The 18,165-nt window shown below is 36.5% G+C and carries 17 protein-coding genes; 7 read left to right on the top strand and 10 right to left on the bottom strand.

All coding sequences use genetic code 11. From position 1 onward, the window contains the following. Nucleotides 1-22: 22 nt before the first annotated feature. On the bottom strand, nt 23-1,033 hold the full coding sequence (locus tag OZX61_RS09750; protein ID WP_195772110.1) for a CorA family divalent cation transporter: 1,011 nt from the start codon (nt 1,031-1,033) through the stop codon (nt 23-25). 154 nt (nt 1,034-1,187) lie between these two features. Here OZX61_RS09750 and OZX61_RS09745 point away from each other — a divergent pair, with 154 nt between their 5' ends. Beyond that, nucleotides 1,188-1,757 (top strand): TIGR00730 family Rossman fold protein, encoded by a 570-nt coding sequence (locus OZX61_RS09745; RefSeq protein ID WP_195772109.1) that lies wholly within the window; start codon nt 1,188-1,190, stop codon nt 1,755-1,757. A gap of 5 nt (nt 1,758-1,762) precedes the next feature. Here the strand turns inward: OZX61_RS09745 and OZX61_RS09740 are convergent, their stop codons facing one another. Together OZX61_RS09740 and recG are read right to left on the bottom strand one after the other, a co-directional pair. Next, nucleotides 1,763-2,293 (bottom strand): phosphoribosyltransferase family protein, encoded by a 531-nt coding sequence (locus OZX61_RS09740; protein WP_277094684.1) that lies wholly within the window; start codon nt 2,291-2,293, stop codon nt 1,763-1,765. Nucleotides 2,294-2,363: 70 nt separating this feature from the next. Then, complete coding sequence (gene recG / locus OZX61_RS09735; protein WP_277094683.1) at nt 2,364-4,409, bottom strand: ATP-dependent DNA helicase RecG; 2,046 nt, start codon at nt 4,407-4,409, stop codon at nt 2,364-2,366. An 18-nt stretch (nt 4,410-4,427) separates the two neighbouring features. On the opposite strand from recG, the gene OZX61_RS09730 reads away from it, so the two are divergent. Further along, nucleotides 4,428-5,231 (top strand): NAD-dependent epimerase/dehydratase family protein, encoded by an 804-nt coding sequence (locus OZX61_RS09730; RefSeq protein WP_277094682.1) that lies wholly within the window; start codon nt 4,428-4,430, stop codon nt 5,229-5,231. A 44-nt stretch (nt 5,232-5,275) separates the two neighbouring features. Here the strand turns inward: OZX61_RS09730 and plsB are convergent, their stop codons facing one another. Further along, the gene (plsB, locus tag OZX61_RS09725) at nt 5,276-7,846 is read right to left on the bottom strand and encodes a glycerol-3-phosphate 1-O-acyltransferase PlsB (protein WP_277094681.1); all 2,571 of its coding nucleotides are present in this window, start codon (nt 7,844-7,846) and stop codon (nt 5,276-5,278) included. A gap of 279 nt (nt 7,847-8,125) precedes the next feature. On the opposite strand from plsB, the gene OZX61_RS09720 reads away from it, so the two are divergent. The 5 genes from OZX61_RS09720 (at nt 8,126) to OZX61_RS09700 (ending at nt 12,507) form a co-directional block, all read left to right on the top strand. Beyond that, complete coding sequence (locus OZX61_RS09720) at nt 8,126-9,001, top strand: acyl-CoA thioesterase II (protein WP_195772104.1); 876 nt, start codon at nt 8,126-8,128, stop codon at nt 8,999-9,001. 116 nt (nt 9,002-9,117) lie between these two features. Continuing rightward, nucleotides 9,118-10,386 carry a dicarboxylate/amino acid:cation symporter gene (locus OZX61_RS09715; RefSeq protein WP_195772103.1) on the top strand — a complete coding sequence of 423 codons (1,269 nt, stop codon included), beginning with the start codon at nt 9,118-9,120 and terminating at the stop codon, nt 10,384-10,386. A 310-nt stretch (nt 10,387-10,696) separates the two neighbouring features. Beyond that, complete coding sequence (locus OZX61_RS09710; protein ID WP_195772102.1) at nt 10,697-11,467, top strand: energy transducer TonB; 771 nt, start codon at nt 10,697-10,699, stop codon at nt 11,465-11,467. Nucleotides 11,468-11,506: 39 nt separating this feature from the next. Further along, entirely contained in the window at nt 11,507-12,103 is a 597-nt protein-coding gene (locus OZX61_RS09705; protein ID WP_277094680.1) for a MotA/TolQ/ExbB proton channel family protein, read from the top strand. After that, nucleotides 12,103-12,507: a biopolymer transporter ExbD gene (locus OZX61_RS09700; RefSeq protein WP_195772100.1), complete on the top strand. Its 405-nt coding sequence runs from the start codon at nt 12,103-12,105 to the stop codon at nt 12,505-12,507. The genes OZX61_RS09705 and OZX61_RS09700 overlap by 1 nt, the downstream gene beginning before the upstream one ends. A gap of 34 nt (nt 12,508-12,541) precedes the next feature. Here OZX61_RS09700 and msrA read toward each other — a convergent pair whose 3' ends face one another. The 6 genes from msrA to OZX61_RS09670 all read right to left on the bottom strand — a co-directional run bounded on the left by msrA (nt 12,542) and on the right by OZX61_RS09670 (nt 18,164). Continuing rightward, nucleotides 12,542-13,060 carry a peptide-methionine (S)-S-oxide reductase MsrA gene (gene msrA, locus OZX61_RS09695; protein WP_277094679.1) on the bottom strand — a complete coding sequence of 173 codons (519 nt, stop codon included), beginning with the start codon at nt 13,058-13,060 and terminating at the stop codon, nt 12,542-12,544. Nucleotides 13,061-13,173: 113 nt separating this feature from the next. Beyond that, complete coding sequence (locus OZX61_RS09690; RefSeq protein ID WP_277094678.1) at nt 13,174-14,811, bottom strand: glycosyltransferase family 39 protein; 1,638 nt, start codon at nt 14,809-14,811, stop codon at nt 13,174-13,176. Between the two features lie 7 nt (nt 14,812-14,818). Beyond that, nucleotides 14,819-15,199, bottom strand: a complete 381-nt coding sequence (locus tag OZX61_RS09685; RefSeq protein ID WP_277094677.1) for a GtrA family protein — start codon at nt 15,197-15,199, stop codon at nt 14,819-14,821. An 11-nt stretch (nt 15,200-15,210) separates the two neighbouring features. Further along, entirely contained in the window at nt 15,211-16,152 is a 942-nt protein-coding gene (locus OZX61_RS09680; protein WP_195772096.1) for a glycosyltransferase family 2 protein, read from the bottom strand. Between the two features lie 3 nt (nt 16,153-16,155). Further along, nucleotides 16,156-16,950, bottom strand: a complete 795-nt coding sequence (locus OZX61_RS09675) for a ChbG/HpnK family deacetylase (protein ID WP_277094676.1) — start codon at nt 16,948-16,950, stop codon at nt 16,156-16,158. Nucleotides 16,951-17,099: 149 nt separating this feature from the next. Next, nucleotides 17,100-18,164, bottom strand: a complete 1,065-nt coding sequence (locus OZX61_RS09670) for a DUF4105 domain-containing protein (RefSeq protein WP_277094675.1) — start codon at nt 18,162-18,164, stop codon at nt 17,100-17,102. Nucleotide 18,165: the final 1 nt, after the last annotated feature.

Raw genomic sequence — 18,165 nt, 5'->3', positions numbered from 1 at the left:
GCATCTGTAAAGATGCTTTTTTTTAAATCCATTTTTTCCATTTAAAATAAAAGTATGGACCAATAAAAGATGCACCTAAGAAACTACCTACGATAATTAAACTAACAGGGCTATGTGCATAAGGTAACTCTTCAATATTCATCCCATATACGCTTGAAATGAGCATGGGTGGCGCAAGCATACTTGGTAAAATAGAGAAGCGACGGATCGTATCGTTTTGTTCAGTATTAATAAAGCCTGAGGTTGTATCCATGAGAAAATGGACTTTTTGAAATAAAAATGCATTGTGTTCAATTAAAGAGCGAACATCTTCACTCATTTCGCGAATTTCTGCATCATAAATATGACTACCTAATGCACGAGGGCGTGATAAGAAGCTGAGTAGACGACGTAAATCAATTAAACAAAGCTGTGCTTTACCGAGCATATCTTCTTGTTGTGCTAGACGTGTAATCATGTCATCGAGATCGAGGTTATTCTCTCGATTATGATTGTTAAGTACTTCGGTAGAGTATTTTTCTAGGTCTTTATGAATGTCTTCTAGAATGTCTGCGAGTTCATCAAGTTTTGCTTCGAATAAACCCAACAAAGTCCAAATAGGATCTTGGTAGTTAATATCATAGTCATTTCTACGTGCACGCGAACGAAAAGCGCGAAAAGCCAAAAGTTTTTCACCACGTAGAGTGATTAATCTGTCTTTTTTTAAAATGAAAGCAACTGTTTGAACAGTGGCTAGCATGCTTTCATCTTCATGTTCACTATCGGCTTGGTAATTCTTATTTTTTGTGAGGAAGTAGGTACTAATATGTAAGATACCATCGTCATCTCTATAAAAACGTGCAGATGAAGAAATATCCTCTAGTGATTTAAGTGTAGGTAAGTTTTGATGATAGGCATCAATAACCCATTGCTGTTCCTCTTGTGAGGGTGCAATTAAGTCAATCCAAACTAAGTCTTGATGTAAGTCGAAACCACCATTAATGGTTGCATCTTCTAAACTGCCACGTGTTGTAGCATAAAAAGCTTCGAGCATTGAAGTCTTTCTCCCTTAGGTCGGACAGGGTTAAAACAATGTGTGTATTTTAGAGAAGCTGTACATTAAAAACACGACTAACTTTCGTTTTTTAATAAAAAAAAGTATTTTAGACTATATTAGGGACATTATGATTAAAAAAAAGGACAATAGTATGAATACAGTAGCAATTTTTTGTGGTTCTAAGGCAGGAAATAACCCGATATTTGTCGAGCATGCACAAAAAGTTGGCCAATATTTGGCAGAGCAGGGTAAGACGGTGATTTACGGGGGCGGTAGAACAGGTTTAATGGGTGTTATCGCTGATAGTACATTACAGGCTGGTGGTAAGGTGATTGGCGTAATCCCTACAACATTGGTTGATCGAGAGCTTGCGCATCCTCAACTTACAGAGTTACATATAGTGAGTACGATGCATGAGCGTAAAGCAAAAATGGCAGAACTTGCCGATGGCTTTATTGCTTTACCCGGTGGAGCTGGAACATTAGAAGAAATATTTGAACAATGGACATGGGCACAATTAGGCATCCACTTAAAACCATGTGCTTTTTTAAATATTAACGACTTTTATACACCACTATTGGACATGATTTCTAAAACTGTAGATACAGGCTTTACACAAGCACGATTTGCAGATCATTTGTTTCATTCAGAGTCTATTGAAGAGATTTTAGAAAAGTTTGAAAACTATCAAGCTCCCGAACCAAAATGGGGCGTACAATAAGTTATTTAGGCAGCTGCAATGCAAAAAGCCTCTACATGATTACACCCTAATGTATGTAGCTTATTTTTGAGCGCAAAAATTGAACTACCTGTCGTGATGACATCATCAACAATGAGAACTTTTCTATAGCGTAGCGGACTAGAGGGTGCAATTTCAAATTGATCTTCAATATGTGTTAGCCGTTCTACGCGAGAAAGGCCTTTTTGACTATGCTCATGTTTTCTTTTTATGGGTGTCCAAAGGGGAATATTATATTTTTGAGATAGATGCTTTGCAATTAAATGGGCTTGGTTGTAACCCCTTTGATGTAAACGTGATGTTGAAATAGGCATTGGAACAATCGCCTGAAAGTCTTGAGATAGGTTTATTTCGCTGCAAATTTGTTTAAATATATCGATATACTGGAGTTCCTGATTGTACTTGAACTTCTGAATAACTCGATTGAGTGGAAATTGGTAGGATGCAGCAATAAGAACGGATACTTCTTGCTTTTGAATATATCTTGGTTTGATTTTTAGCTGTTGCCAACAGGCCATGCATAAACTTTGCGTATTATGGATATTGAACTCACCACAGAGAGAGCAAGGTTTGAGGCGATTGAGCAAGTTAAACATAAGCATATCTTGGTGCGTGTGGAAGCCAACGGTTCAGCAAGGCTTCTGCTTTGTCCTTTTCGTTTTTAATAATTTCTTGCGCAACATAATGTGCTTGATGAAGAAGATGTCCATCTCTTTCTAAATTGGCGACACGAAACCCCATATCACCTGTTTGTTTTGTACCAAGAAGTTCTCCCGGCCCGCGAATTTCTAGATCTTTTTCTGCAATCACGAACCCATCATTACTTTCTCTTAAAATAGATAAACGCTCATGTCCATTTTGAGAGAGTGGTGTTTTATAGAGTAATGCACAAAAGCTTGCTTGAGCACCACGGCCTACACGGCCACGCAATTGGTGTAATTGAGAAAGGCCGAGTCTTTCCGCATTTTCAATAACCATAATGGTTGAGTTGGGTACATCTACACCGACTTCAATGACCGTGGTGGCAATAAGAAGTTGCAATTCATTGTTTTTAAAAGCTTGCATGACATTTTGTTTCTCTGAAGCTTTCATTTTTCCATGAACTAAACCAATTGCAAGCTGTGGGAATTTTTCTTGAATCTCTGCATACGTTGCTTCTGCAGCTTGAGCATCTAGCGTTTCAGATTGTTCAACAAGAGTACAGACCCAATAAGCTTGTTTACCTGATAAGCAATTGTTTGCAATACGTTGTAAGACTTCTTCGCGTCGTTCGAGAGGAATGGTCACGGTTTGAATGGGGGTACGTCCGGGTGGTAATTCATCAATAATAGATGTATCTAAGTCACCATAAGCACTCATCGCAAGTGTACGAGGGATTGGTGTCGCAGTCATGACCAATTGATGTGGTGTTGTGCCTGCATAACCTTTGTCTCTTAGGGCGAGGCGTTGGTTTACGCCAAAACGATGTTGCTCATCGATAATAACTAAACCTAATTGTGCAAACTGGACACTTTCTTGAAATATAGCATGTGTACCGACAATGATATGTGCTTCGCCATTGGCAATACTTTCTTCTGTGGTTGAACGTTTCCTACCCTTTTGTTTACCTGAAAGCCATGCGACTTTCTTACCTAAAGGTTCAAACCATTTCTGAAAATTAAGGTAGTGTTGTTCTGCTAAAATTTCAGTGGGTGCCATAAGTGCAATTTGCCAATGAGACTCTAAAGCATGGCATGCAGCGATTGCGGCTACAAGTGTTTTTCCTGCACCGACATCACCTTGTACAAGACGTAGCATCGGTTTGTTCTTTGAAAGGTCTTGAAGTATTTCTTTAGACACACGTTGCTGTGCGCCTGTGAGTTGGAAAGGTAAAGCTGACAAAAGTTGAGGTGCTAAATTGATACTTTCGTCAAAACAAGGTGCTTGAATATGTTGAATATATGCACGTCGTGTGAGTAAGCTAACTTGATGTGCGACTAATTCTTCAAAGATAAGTCTTTGTTGTGCAGGATGAGTACCTTGCGTAAGTTGTTGCATATTGGCACTTAAAGGTGGTTCATGAATGTAGTCAAGTGCATCTTTAAGTGAATAGTTGTGGGTAAATTTGGAAGGCAATAACTCGGGAAGCTGGTGGCTATGGTATGCTCGAGCTTGCTGAATATATTCTCTAAGTTTGGGCTGAGTTAAACCATCTGTACTTGGATAAATAGCAGTAAGACGAATATTTTGTGGTGGCTCATAATGGTCAGCTTTTTGTATTTCTGGGTGATAAAGCTCTAAGCCACGAGCACCAAGACGAACCTCTCCAAAAATACGCACGCGTTGATGTGGTTGTAATCGATCTATTAGTGATTTGTAGATATGATAAAAGCGTAGAGTTACTTTTCCAGATGAATCAGCAAGTGACACAGCCATAGATTTTCGTTTGCCTGGGGGAAAATCGACAGATTGAACTTCCCCTTCAAGCAAATAGCTTCGACCTACATGAATTTGATTCATAGGTACAATAGTCGTACGATCTTCATAGTCTCGAGGCAGATGAAATAACAGATCATCTGTCGTAAAAATATGAAGTTTTTCGAGTAACACACTGGCAGCACGACCAATGCCTTTGATTTCATGAATTAAAGCCATTTCAACTCAGGTAATAGCATGCATATTTTATTTATTGGTTATGGTAAAACATCGAAGCGTATTGCAAAACAATTATTTGCACAAGGCCATCAAATTACAGCCATAAGCACGACAAACAAGACAGATACAGAGATTTGTCATCTACAGCAAGATGTTAAAGCACTCGATTTAAATGGTTTAAAGCCGATTGATCTGGCATATGTTTTACTTAGTCCTAAAGAAAGTAGTATTGAAGGATATCGGCAGACTTATGTTGATACAGTCGCGCCTATCGTAAAAGCTTTACAGATGCATACTATTAAAAGGATTTTTATTGTTTCTTCAACACGTGTGTATGGTGCAGATGAAGGGCAAGAAGTAAGTGATTTAACACATCTTCAACCTAATGATGAACAAGGCAAGTTGCTACAAACAATGGAACAGCTTTATCAAAGTGTGTATCCTAAAGAGGCCATTATTGTTCGCCCTTCTGGAATTTACGGTGAAAGTGTTGCGCGTATGATTGCTTTAGCAAATAAAACAACAAGCTATAGCAAGTGTCATTGGAGCAATCGTATTCATATTGACGATTTGGCGAGTTTTTTAGTTTTTTTAGCAACAAAAGAATGTGTAGAAAGTAGCTATATTGTTAGCAATTCAAAACCATACCCTTTACATGAGGTAATCCAATGGTTTCAAAAGCAACTGAACTTACCCTTACTTAAGTACGAACCTAATCATGTGTCAGGTAAAAAAATCTATGCGACCGCATTGCAGGCCTCAGGCTTTAAGCTTTCACATCAAGATTTTTTTCAGGATTATGAGCATTTATTAAAAAAATAGGTATGTCTATGCATACCTATTTTCATATTTCTAGTAAAAGCCAATTATTTTTTGGCTTTACGCTTTAAGCGCCTTTTTGCATTTTGCGCGGCTAAAGCATCAAGTGCTTCTTTTAACTCTTCATCGCTAAATTGTGTAATGTGCTGAAGCATTTGTAATGTGACATCATCAAGAACAAGGTTGGCATATTGAGCGACATTAGTTAGATATTCATCAAACTCAATGAAGCCTTTTTCATTGGTGCGAATATAGTCTTTTTGGCTCAGAACTTTTAAGAAGCCTTGGAAAAGTGATTTGTCAAAGAATTCAGGTGAGTTGTATTCATATAATACTGAGAAACGTTGACCAAGCAGGTAACTCAAATCTTCAGCCTGTTTGGCTGAAATGTTACCTGAACCACGTTGCGTAATAATAGCCAATGTCATGTAGTAGCGTTCTAGGCTTTGTTTAACAGACGCGCCTAAAATGACAAGTTGATTATGTGCAATGGTGTTTGGTTGTGGACTGTAGAGCACATTGTCTTCATTGATAATAAGTTGAGCATCAGTAAGGGCATCGATATATTGCTCAATCGCAGGTTTAAGCGTATCACCTTCCCATTTCATAAATAATTCAGCTTTTAAGAAAGGGTAGAGCATACTAATGACGTTTACTAAGTCTTTACGACCAATTTTTCCATTTAGTTCAACCAATGATGCAATGAGCGATGGCAAAATGAACGCATGTAAAATGTTATTTCGGAAGTACGTGAGTAATACAGCTTGGTTGTCTTCAATTGCAATAATGTCGCCAAGCGCATGTTGCACACGTTTAAGTAACTTTAACTTAATACCATGACGAATAATTTCTTTGCCTGAAAGTGAAGTCACTTCTGTACGAGTATCATAAGGCAATTGAGTTGCTAAGTTACGGTACGTATCGAGCTGTTTAATAAATAGCTCTTCATCAAGTGTATGTTTTTCTGTTGCAAGTAGAATAAGGGAAATAAGAGAAACTGGATTGATTACGGCTGCATTATTAATTTTTTCTAAGATTTCATATGCTGAGCTTGTAATTGCTGTTGAAACCTCAGGTGGAATAGGGTCATCATTCTTTGCAATTGTAATTTCATCGGCTTTATGGGCTTTGAGTACGTCATCTAAAAAAACAGGTTCACCAAAGTTTAAGTGAACTTTACCAAAAATACGCTCAATTTTACGAAGCGTTTTAACTAAACCTAAAATAGATTCAGCTTCTTTAGGGTTTCCTTGCAATTCACCAATATAGGTAGAACCTTCCATGAGGCGCTCATAACCAATATAGGTAGGAATAAATACAATTGGTTTATTTTTGCCTTTATTGCGCAAGTGGCTATGCACAGTCATGGCAAGCATACCTGTTTTTGGTGGTAATAAACGTCCTGTACGTGAGCGACCACCTTCGATAAAGTATTCTAAGGGTGTATTTCTTGAAACAATGTTATATAAATATTCTTTAAATACAGATGTATAAAGACCATTGCCACGGAAAGAGCGACGAATAAAAAATGCACCACCACCACGAAGAAATTGTCCGACTAAAGGTAGATTTAAATTATCGCCCGCAGCAATATATGGCACCATTAAACCGCGTCGATGAATAATATAAGAAAGAAGTAGATAGTCGATATGACTACGATGACACGGGGTATAGACCACCTCATAATCTTTAGCAAGTTCACGTACAGTATTAAAATTATGTACTTCTACGCCGTCATAGAGTTGTGTCCATAGACGCGTGAGTGCCATATCAGCAAAACGTACTGTAGAGTAAGAGTAGTCCGAAACGATTTCATTGATATATCCAACTGCGCGTCTTTCTGCTTCAAATAAACTAATTTTACTTCTTAAGCTTTCACGACGAATTGCATCTTGAATATTGGTCGATTTAATAATGGATTGAATAACATTACGACGATCCGATAAATCTGGCCCTAGAACAGCTTCACGCTGACGATCTAAATATTGGTTTAGGTGATTAAGAATATAGGTACTTGGTGCTAGATTTGTATTTTGTTCTTTTGCTGTTTGAATAAGTGTTCTGAGTGACTGTTCTGGATGAAACTCTAAGAATGATTGACGACCGTGGACACCAATATTGACCAGTTGCTTAAATTTACTTGGGGTTGCCCATGTATCTGTAAATAAAAGCTTAAGTAAAGAGTCCTCTTTATCTGGTGCACGTCCCCATAATACCGTGACAGGAATAAGCTGAATATCTGCTTCTGGGTTTTTTTCTAAGAATTCGACAAAATGAACAAGCTTTGGTGGGAGAGAATGCTTACTTTCTGTTGCATAGCTTGTTTCTTTTTGTTGTAAGAAAAATACAGAGGTTTTCTCACTAAATTCGTTAATTTCTAAGGGTTCTAAAGCTGGATGCAAACCTAAGCGACGTGTTTCGCCATCAATAACAAGTGCATTGCTACGAGAGTAGGTTTGCAAAACATAGCATACAGCATGTGCAGATGGCTGTTGATCTACCACTGTTTCGACTGATTTTTTTAATGGAACTTCGCCAAGAACACGTGGCTTCACCACAAGATCAAGTACTTTACTTGATAATCTGCGATAGACCTGACCAAAGCTATTCTTGGACATAAAGACTCCTAGTTAAAACGCCACTTGGTGACAGCTATATTTTAAAGTGACGAATTTTATCGTATAGAAAATTCGGATGTGCAATTTTAACCAAAAATTGGCATTTTAGGACAACTAAAGTTGAAAAAAGCAGTTTTTATTCAGTAAAACGATGATTTAGGCCATTTGATATGGGTAAATATCTCAATAACAAGTCCTTATTTGTGGCAAAATAACGAAAAATGATCATAGCAATGCCATATTGTCTTTCAAATATTCTATATAAAATTAAGGTTAATGATGACAAAACTGACTCAAGAGCTCGTTGAATTACTCACTTTAGAAAAGTTAGATGAAAATATTTATCGTGGGCAGAGCCGTAATATTGTAGGTAAACGTGTATTTGGTGGTCAAATATTAGGACAGGCTTTACGTGCGGCATCGTATACAACAGATCGACCTGCACATTCATTGCATGCATACTTTTTATTTGGAGGTGATATTAATGCACCTATTATTTATGAAGTTGATCGTTTAAGAGATGGAAAAAGCTTTGTAAGTAGACAAGTACGGGCAATTCAAAATGGGCGTATGATTTTTACGGCAATGATTTCATTCGCCGTACCAGAGCAAGGTTTAGAATTTCAAAAAGAAGCACCCAATTATCCTGCACCAAATGATTTACAGACTGAACAACAATTAAAAGAAAGTTTAGTTCGATTTATTCCAAAGAGTTTACAAGACAGCTTTATGAAAGAGCGACATATTGAACTTAGACCCATTCACGATGTCAGAAATTTTTTTAACCCTCAGCCTGAACCTCCATTTTATGCTCACTATGTCAAAACGCATGAAAAGCTAAAAGATGAACAAGATACTATTGGTCTACATCAGGCTATTATTGCATTTTATTCAGACTTTACATTAATGACTACAGCATTACGTCCTCATGGTTTAAGCTATTTGTCACCACATTTGCAGTGTGCAAGTATTGACCACAGTCTTTATTTTCATAAACCTGTACGTGCAGATGAATGGATGCTTTACGATATGGAAGCCACCATTACATCGAATTCTAGAGGTTTGAACTATGGCTATATGTGGCAGAACGGGCAATTGGTTTGTAGTAGTACACAAGAAGGTTTAATGCGACTCCGCGAAAGCGATATACAATAAACCTCTTGAAATAAGCCACTTCTATGTGGCTTTTATATACTTATGTAAAAAAAAGAAATAGAAAATGTTGAGCATGTCGTATGATGGCCGATAAGAAAAAGACAAAATGGATAAAGATGAGCTTAAATACTCAAATTTTTATTGCGGCAATACTAGGTATCTGCCTTGGTTTTGTATTGCGTTTATACCCAGACACCAGCTTCTTTACAAGTGGTGTATATGGTTTAAGCATTCTAAGCAGTATATTTATTGGCTTTCTAAAAATGCTTTTAGTGCCATTAATTTTTACCTCTATTGTGGTAGGCGTTGCAAGTTTAGAATCTGGTCAACAACTTGGGAAAGTTTGGAAAGTCACGTTGTTATGTAGTTTTACAACAGTAAGCCTTTCCCTTTTGCTAGGTTTAGGATGTGCACATTTCTTCGAAGTAGGAAAAGGTGTCGATATTGCTTTGTTCAAAAATTCTATGGATCAATATCATTCTTCTGCACCTCATTTAGACGCTTCTTCTTTTATTACGAATTTTATTCAACATACATTAATTAATCCATTTCAAGCATTTAGTGAAGGAAATGTTTTAGCTGTTGTTGTGTTTGCAATGCTGATTGGCTTGGCATTGGTTTACGGTGGTCAGCGCTTTCAAAGAATTAGAGAGGTGAACGAAGAGTTTTTTCATCTTGTGATGATGCTGGTATCGTGGGTCATGAAACTTGCCCCTATTGGTATTTTTGCATTGATGGCAAAACTTATTGCAAAAGAAGACCTAACAGTACTAAGTCGTCTTGCAGAGTTTGCCACTGTTGTGACAGGGACAACAATTTTCCATGGTCTGGTGGTTTTGCCAACCTTACTTTGGATTTTTGGAAAAATGTCGCCGTTAAAGTTCTTTAAAGGTACAAGACTTGCGCTGATTACAGCATTTGCAACAAGCTCAAGTTCTGCAACGATGCCTTTAAGTATGAAGTGTGTACAAGAAAATCTTGGGGTACGTCCACAAATCTCTGGTTTTGTTATTCCATTAGGTTCTCATCTAAATATGGATGGTACAGCCTTATATGAGGCTGCAGCTGCATTATTTATTGCAAATCTTATTGGATTAGATTTAAGTCTAGGGCAGCAACTTATTGTTTGTTTAACTGCCATGATTTCCTCTTTAGGTGCACCCGGTATTCCAAGTGCAGGTATGGTTACCATGATTATGGTTCTGCAATCTGTGGGATTGCCTGCAGAAGCGATTGCAATTTTATTACCTATCGATCGTATTTTAGATACCGTACGTACGGTAGTGAATGTGCAAGGCGATATGATGATTAGTGTTGTAGTGGATCGATTTACTAAAAATGATGATGAAACTTTGGTTGATCATCAACAAGATTTAAAAACATAAGTAATATGTTGAATAAATAAATATTTCAATGCATTTAAATGTGGTATTTCTATAAGATATGTTTAAATGCAATTGAAAATTATTTAGGATAACTCTATAAAAATACGACTATTTTTGTTATGTTATAACTACACATTTTACTAAATTTTATAAATTGGTGTAACTTTTTGAGAAGAAATAGATTTCTTAAAAGAGGTTGCAAATAAAAACTATTCTCATTTATTATATTGAGAATCACTATTTAATTCGAAACGTACAATACTTTATATCTGTATAAACCGTATTGTATGCCACAGGTCATCATTGTGCTATGAGTCATTCTTCCGTACTAAATGCGAATCCTCCTCCTAATAATATGAAGAAAAAAGTGATTATTGCTATTACAGCAGTAGTTATAGGGCACATTGGTGTTTTATTGGCTCTAAGTCAGATGAAACCCGCTGAGTTAAAGCCAATTCATAAAGATCCAATGCAAGTTCACTTCGTTAAGATACAGCAACCACCGAAACCACTTCCGCCTGAGCCAAAGGAAAAACCTAAACCGAAGAAAGAAGTGAAAGAAGTTAAAATTGTTAAAGATCCACCGCCACCACCTAAAAAAGTGGAAAAAATTCAACATGTGAAAAAAGAAGAACCGAAAAAGGTAGTACAACAGGTAGAAAAACCTCAACCTACGCCTGTTCCCCCTGTAATTTCACATGTAGAAACTAAACCACAGCCTGAACCTGCACCAACTCCTGCACCAAAACCTGAGCCAGCGCCTGCACCTCAAGCACCTGCTGAGCCTGCCGAGAAAACAGCTAAAGATGTTGCAATTGGTGGTAACGGTGTGCAATGGAGTCGCTCTCCGAAGCCATCTTATGAACAGAGTGACTTAAAAGGTTCTCCGAGATCGATAGTTGTACTCATTCAGGCCGATGAAAAAGGGAAGATCGTCAATGTGACGATTGTCAAAAGTAGTGGCTTACCTGCACTAGATGAGAAAATCTTACGTGCTGTACGTGGTGCGAAATTTAAACCATACATGGAAAATGGTGTTGCTTACCCAATTAAAGCACAACAACCATTTGACTTAACTTAATTTAAAATTACGGCTAATTTAAAATCAGGAAATCTAATAATGAACTTTTCAGTTTACTGGCAGAGTGCAGATGCAGTAAGTAAAACGCTTTATTTTATTCTTATTGCAATGTCTATCATTACATGGACATTATTTATTGTACGTTTGATGGGCACGCGCCAACTTAAACAACATGCTTTTGATAAACTAGAGCAATCTCTGGCAGCATTTAAAACAAAGTTTACGCATTTAGATTTAGATCAGCGTAAAGCGGTTGCTGAACAGGCGTTGTTACGTGAGATTTCAGAGCAAAAATCTGTAGCAGAAAAGGGTGTTCCTGTGTTAGGAACAATCGCATCTCTTGCGCCATTCGTTGGTTTGTTTGGTACGGTTTGGGGAATTTTCCATGCATTGGTTGCTGTAGGTAGCAGTGGTCAGGCTGGGCTTGCACAAGTTGCAACGCCTGTAGGTGAATCACTCATTATGACAGGGTTAGGCCTTGCAGTTGCAATTCCTGCGGTACTTGCATACAACATCTGTTTACGTGCAAACCGTTCTCTTGCACATGGTTTACAAGACAAAGCGCATCACTTACTCATTGACGCTATGTTATCTTCAGAGAATAATCCTCAAAAACATACTGGAGGTCATGCATAATGGGCTTTCAATTGGGTGAAGATCAAGATTCTGGCATGAATGAGATGAACCTCATTCCATTGATTGATATTATGCTGGTATTGATGATCATTTTCTTAGTAACTGCAACTGTTGCGAATCCATCAATTCCGCTGACTTTACCCAAAACGACAGCGGAAATAACGACTCCGCCACCCAAAGCAATTACAGTAAGTATTGATGCTAAGGGGCAGGTCGCTTGGAATGACCAAATGATCTCATTAGATGAGTTAGCGAAACGATTTCATGAGGCAGGTACAGCAGAACAAAAACCAACTGTACAGCTTCGTGCGGATAAAGAATCTCGTTATGATACTGTAGCGCAAGTCATGTCACGTGCGAGCGAAGCAGGATTGAGTGATATTTCCTTTGTAAGTGAAAATTAAATAAAAAAAGACTGGTTTTAACCAGTCTTTTTTTTTACTTCATTAGATTTTGGAATTTTTTACGAAGTTTTAAAAGTTTTGGTGGAATGGAAAAATTACAGTAGCCTTGCTCGGGATTTTTTGCATAAAAATTTTGATGATATTCTTCAGCTCGATAAAAAGTAGGCACTTTTTCTAGTTGTGTAACTATATCAATACCATCTGCTTTTAATGTGTTTATCATTTCTTCAGCAGTCTGTTTTTGTTCGTGGTTATAATAGAAAATAACTGAACGATATTGTGTACCAATATCATTACCTTGACGATTAAGTGTTGTCGGATCATGCATACCAAAGAATACATTGAGTAAATCTTGGTAGGTGATTTGGCTCTCATCATATTCTACATAAACAACCTCAGCATGTTCAGTTGTACCTTCACATACAGACTCGTAGGTTGGATTTGTTGTTATTCCACCTGCATATCCATTTTCTACTTTAGTTACACCTTTTAGCTCACGTATAACGGCTTCGATACACCAAAAACAACCGCCTCCGAACAATGCTTGTTGCATGAGATATTCTCTTTCATATGAATTTATTCATTATCATATAAATTTTAAAATAAAATAGAAATGATGTTTTGTTGAAAAATAGCGTAATTTTTAATGCCTATTGTTAGATGTACTTATTGATTGAAGAGATAAATATCGTAGTTTCTAAAATGCAGAATACGGTATGAATATTTGCTTGAAGAAAGATTGAGGCTACCTGATTTTGCAAATACGGTGAGTTTTTGCTGTGTATCTAGTTGCTTTTGAAACTCTGAGTCATTCCATAAGTATTTTTCTTTTTCAGGTGCAAAGCGTAACCCATCTTTTAGCTCTAAAGCTGAGCTGTCTGTATTAATGTCCTTCCATCTATTTACAACATATACAGGAGATTTTAAGTCGAGTAAGAAAGGTAAATCATAAAAGTAGAACTGATAAAAAACAATTTTACTCTCTGCTCGAATTATTGGTGCAAAACCAATTTGATCACGATTTGACTTTATATCTAAAAAGTTTACGGCAAAAGTAATGGTCGTACACAATAAAAGTAAGGCATCTAAACTATAATTTAAGAAAGTGAGCCTTCTATTTTTGTATAGTATAATTAGTATACTTAAAACACAAATAAGGGCAGTGGTAGTAATCCATATCGCCCATTGTTGGTTTTGAATAAAAGGATTATTTTTTTTAAATATAGGGGTAAGGGCAAGGCCACTTATACTGAAAAAAAGAAGTATTGGAACTGCATAGACCTGTAGTTTACTTTTTATCTGATGAGTATTATAAAAAGTAAAGGTAGCGATTAGAATGATAAGTGGTGCAATTACAGGAAGAATATAACCTGCCAATTTAGACGGTGGAATTGAAAAGAAGGTAAGAACAGAAATACTCCACCATATGCATAAAATTAAGATAGGTCGTGGAATAGAGTTTAAAGCGACTTTAGGTAGTTTAAAACCATTAATAAGCAGTGAAGGAACGAAACTCACAAATACAATGAGTGCGTAAAAGAACCAAGGTTGCTTGTTATTAAATTCACCTGAGTTAAAACGGCTAAACTGCTGTTCTATAAAAAAGTAATTTAAAAAATTATTATAATTAATTTGTACATTAATGACCCATGGTAGGGCAATGCATGCAAAAAGAATCAAACCAAATGGGTGAAGTACAGTAAGAATCTTTCTATATTCTTTAAGCATCAACATCCAAGGTAAAATAATCATACCTGGAATAAGAATACCAATCAGTCCTTTACTTAAAAAGCCCAAAGCACAAAAAATATACCCTAAATAAAGAATAGTTTTTTTACCTGAAAGAATAAAGTCTACAAAACAAAAAACAGTCAGGCTAATCCATGTAGCAACGAGTAAGTCATGATTAACATATTGTGCACTGCCAAAGATCAGTAGATTGGTTGCAAAAATACCTACAGCTATTTGTGCAATACCTTCATGGATATACTTTTTAGTGAATATAAAAAGACCATACATAAAAAGAATAGCGGATAACGTTGGAACAAGACGAGCAACCCATAAATGAGGTCCAAACACTTCCATTAAAGCTGCAGTTAACCAGTGTAAGAGAGGAGGCTTATGCATAAATGGTAAATCATTGAGCCGAGGAATTAACCAGTCTCCTGTTTCCATCATACGACGGCTAATATCTGCATAACGACCTTCATCTGGTACTGACATTGGTCGAATCATAGACAAAATAAAAAGCCATATTGAAAGAAGACCAAGAAGTATGTTTGAAGACTTAAATGAAGGAAGCATATGGATGTTATTCCAATATTTTAAATGTAAAAAATTTATTAAGTATGAAAGTCAGTATTGCTGTAAGAAAGATGGCAACAATAACGATCCACTGTATAGGAGCTGTATGAAAAATAGCGTGGCCTATAAGAAGAAGACCTTCGTTAAAAAGAAATCCTATAGTGGCCACAAGAATAAACTTCAAAAATGTATGGCCAGAGTTTTGGGTTTGAGTCCGAAATGTAAAATATTTATGACCAAAGTAGCTGACCCATAGGGCAATACAAAAAGCAATAAAATTGCTTAAACTTAAGGCAATACTAAAATATTGATATAAACATATGACAATAAAATAGTGAGTCAGTGCCGCACATATTCCTACACAAAAAAATCTAATGAGTTCAAACATAAAAAATTGGGTTATCGGTGATGATGATGTTCTTGAGCAATAATATATTGTGGTCGACCCTTTGTTTCAGTATATATTCGACTAATATATTCTCCCACGATCCCCAAAAATAAGAGTTGAATGCCACCCAATAGGCTAATAGCGACAATAAGGGTTGCCCAACCGGGAACATCAATGCCTTGAAATAAAGTTTCGATAATAATCCATATACCATAGCTCATAGAGCAACAAGCCAGTAATGCACCAAACCCCATACACAGTCTTAATGGAAGATTTGAAAAGCCTGTTAAGCCTGCAAGAGTTAAATTAAACAGGGCTTTAATATTAAAATGTGTTTGTCCATTTTCTCGCTCAAGCTCAGAAAAGTGTATACCAATAGATTTAAAACCTACCCATGCAAAAAGTCCTTTCATATAACGGTTTTTTTCAGGTAGTGCCTTGAGAGCTGTAACAACTTTACGATCTAATAATCTAAAGTCGCCTGCATTTTCTGGAATTTCAATGTCTGAACTAAAGTTTAAAATTTTGTAATAGATATTGGTGAGGAATTTCTTAAGAGGTGATTCAGTATTACGGTTACGAATGCCATACACCATGTCATATCCTTCCTTCCAAAGAGAAAGCATGGTTGGAATGGCATCTAAAGGATGCTGAAAATCTGCATCAATTAATAGTGCTAGATGTCTATCTGAAACATGATCTATACCTGCGCTGAGTGCAGCCTCTTTACCAAAATTTCGAGATAATTCTAGAATACGTAATGGATATTTATCTAACATAGAAGATAAGGTTGCAATAGAATTATCTTTGCTCCCATCATCGACGACTAAAATTTCAAATTGAATATTTTCAGCTTCAAGCGTCTTTGCCAAAGCAGGGATAAACTTCTGTAAATTCTCACTTTCATTAAAAGCGGGAACGATACAAGATAAAAAAGGAGTTTCTCTGCTCATTATCTATATTGCTCCGATAGGTGCTAATTGAACGTTAAAGCGATGACAGTCTTCTAAAAATTGAGGAGAGCTTAAGTAGTTGTATTCGTTAATACGCGCAAGGTAAATTGGATCTTCTAGCTGTGTTGTTGTAAGGGAAGGGTGACACATAATTAGGGTGTTTTCTTGAGCATGTTTCAACCATTTTTGATTAAGGAAAGCATAGTCGACAGTCGTTGAAAAATTATAAATACCAGCAAAGTAAGCATTTGTTGGGATGTGATGTGTAGTACATAGCGATTGGAGTTTCTTTGCTCCTAATGTATGTAAAATATATGTTTTGAGTTGATAACCTTGAATATAAAGGGGCTGGTTTAGACTTCTAATCCATCCTTTAAATTTTTTTTCTTTTAAAAAACTGATCAAGATTTCTCGAATTACAGGGAACTGATGTACATGCTGATGCCCATCAATAAAATCAGGTTGTTTACCTGTTGCCTCTATAAAATTTCCCCATTGTTTTTCAATACTTTGACGTATGTGATGTCGACTAAGCCTATGGCTCCATGCTTTTCTAATACATGTATTAAGAGAGTAAATATAATCTTCATCGTTAAAGTTGTGTGTGAAATTCAGATGCAATCCAATATTAAAGGGCTGTTGAATATCTAATAATTTAGTTGCATGGTCGAACCAATAAGGAGACTGAGTCATACATGAGGTGGCTTGTATGACTTTCTGATGAAGTAGATGAAGGATGGCATGTGTGATTTCGGCATTCATGGCAAAATCATCTGCACAATAACAAACCAATTTCATGTTACAGTTCCAGATGGCAATATAAAGGAGAAATTCGCGAACAGTTTCACGAGAAGTAGTGACTTACTATTGCCGAGCTGGATTAAGTCTTGATTAAATTTTTGTAATTACATGCAGGAAATATGGGATTTCCACTAGAAATACTATTTTTATGAAGAAATGGCTTGTGGTAAACCTAATCGGATAAGATATGAGAAGTGCTCGCTACTTTGATCTTCAAGATATGTGAAGTTTTTAGTGCGTGGATTAATATAAGCATGCTCATACCATTCTTCAATATTCCATTGGTGATCAAGTACGCCACTGTCATATAAATAATTTGGTAAGTAGCCTGACAGTAGTATTCGATAATCTTTAGGTAGTTGATGTGGATTCACAGCTTGTACCATATCAAATACAATGGTTGTACAGTTACTCGTAAGGGTATTGTACCATCGAGGTGAGGCTTTAAGCTCATCTGCGGTTGTTAGATATTCTTGAAAGAGATGTTGCATTTGATGTTTTTGCATGCGTATAGGGAAAAAATAAACTTTCTCCTTACGAATATTACTGCGTGTATACAGAATATCTTTTTCATCAGAAGCGATAAGACTCAGCTCAAATTGTCTGAAAAACCCTCCAATAGCAGAAAAACCCTCATGTATTTGTTTTCTAATCTCAATTGAAAAGACAATCGGGCGTTGATCTGAAAAGTTAAAACTTACTAATGTGTGTGCGATTTGAGGACCCATCCAATAGGATGTAATAATGTTTACTCCTGTAATGTGGTCAAGATTAAAAACTCTAGTTTCCCAACATACTTCGTAGGTTTTATCTGTATGCCACTTAAAATTACGTACATTATTTAAAGTGATTGTATTCTTATACTTAGAATAAGTGAGTAGTTTAGAAACTTCTGGACTCCAAGCTCTATCTTGCTGTGGCTGAATATGAAAGTACCAAAGTAAACTCAGAAGAACACCCGTTAGAAAAATGGCAATATCAATCATTGGGGTAAAGAAAAAAGAGGTGAAATAGATACCCAAAATACTCAGTGCGAACGAAACCCAAACAGCAATAAGCACCAAAGTTAAAGACCTACCAACGGGTTTATGTACCCACAATGCAAAGATGAGCCAAATACTAAAGCTCAACACAAAGAAGCTAAATAAAAAATGAACCAGCCCTATAGATAGGGCTGAAATAGATGGGTGGAAATCAATATTTTTTATCATT

Source organism: Acinetobacter sp. ESL0695 (assembly GCF_029392135.1).
GTDB lineage: Bacteria > Pseudomonadota > Gammaproteobacteria > Pseudomonadales > Moraxellaceae > Acinetobacter > Acinetobacter pollinis.
Note: the sequence above shows the minus strand (reverse complement) of the source record. Positions and strands in the feature narration are given on the sequence as shown.

What these genes read in the sequence shown, in the direction of transcription:
- OZX61_RS09680 (WP_195772096.1), bottom strand. Translation starts at nt 16,152, where the DNA reads ATGAGCAGAGAAACTCCTTTTTTATCTTGTATCGTTCCCGCTTTTAAT.
- OZX61_RS09670 (WP_277094675.1), bottom strand. Translation starts at nt 18,164, where the DNA reads ATGATAAAAAATATTGATTTCCACCCATCTATTTCAGCCCTATCTATA.
- OZX61_RS09730 (WP_277094682.1), top strand. Translation starts at nt 4,428, where the DNA reads ATGCATATTTTATTTATTGGTTATGGTAAAACATCGAAGCGTATTGCA.
- OZX61_RS09720 (WP_195772104.1), top strand. Translation starts at nt 8,126, where the DNA reads ATGACAAAACTGACTCAAGAGCTCGTTGAATTACTCACTTTAGAAAAG.
- OZX61_RS09715 (WP_195772103.1), top strand. Translation starts at nt 9,118, where the DNA reads ATGAGCTTAAATACTCAAATTTTTATTGCGGCAATACTAGGTATCTGC.
- OZX61_RS09700 (WP_195772100.1), top strand. Translation starts at nt 12,103, where the DNA reads ATGGGCTTTCAATTGGGTGAAGATCAAGATTCTGGCATGAATGAGATG.
- OZX61_RS09685 (WP_277094677.1), bottom strand. Translation starts at nt 15,199, where the DNA reads ATGTTTGAACTCATTAGATTTTTTTGTGTAGGAATATGTGCGGCACTG.
- OZX61_RS09710 (WP_195772102.1), top strand. Translation starts at nt 10,697, where the DNA reads ATGAGTCATTCTTCCGTACTAAATGCGAATCCTCCTCCTAATAATATG.
- OZX61_RS09675 (WP_277094676.1), bottom strand. Translation starts at nt 16,950, where the DNA reads ATGAAATTGGTTTGTTATTGTGCAGATGATTTTGCCATGAATGCCGAA.
- OZX61_RS09745 (WP_195772109.1), top strand. Translation starts at nt 1,188, where the DNA reads ATGAATACAGTAGCAATTTTTTGTGGTTCTAAGGCAGGAAATAACCCG.
- OZX61_RS09705 (WP_277094680.1), top strand. Translation starts at nt 11,507, where the DNA reads ATGAACTTTTCAGTTTACTGGCAGAGTGCAGATGCAGTAAGTAAAACG.
- OZX61_RS09690 (WP_277094678.1), bottom strand. Translation starts at nt 14,811, where the DNA reads ATGCTTCCTTCATTTAAGTCTTCAAACATACTTCTTGGTCTTCTTTCA.
- recG (WP_277094683.1), bottom strand. Translation starts at nt 4,409, where the DNA reads ATGGCTTTAATTCATGAAATCAAAGGCATTGGTCGTGCTGCCAGTGTG.
- msrA (WP_277094679.1), bottom strand. Translation starts at nt 13,060, where the DNA reads ATGCAACAAGCATTGTTCGGAGGCGGTTGTTTTTGGTGTATCGAAGCC.
- OZX61_RS09750 (WP_195772110.1), bottom strand. Translation starts at nt 1,033, where the DNA reads ATGCTCGAAGCTTTTTATGCTACAACACGTGGCAGTTTAGAAGATGCA.
- OZX61_RS09740 (WP_277094684.1), bottom strand. Translation starts at nt 2,293, where the DNA reads ATGGCCTGTTGGCAACAGCTAAAAATCAAACCAAGATATATTCAAAAG.
- plsB (WP_277094681.1), bottom strand. Translation starts at nt 7,846, where the DNA reads ATGTCCAAGAATAGCTTTGGTCAGGTCTATCGCAGATTATCAAGTAAA.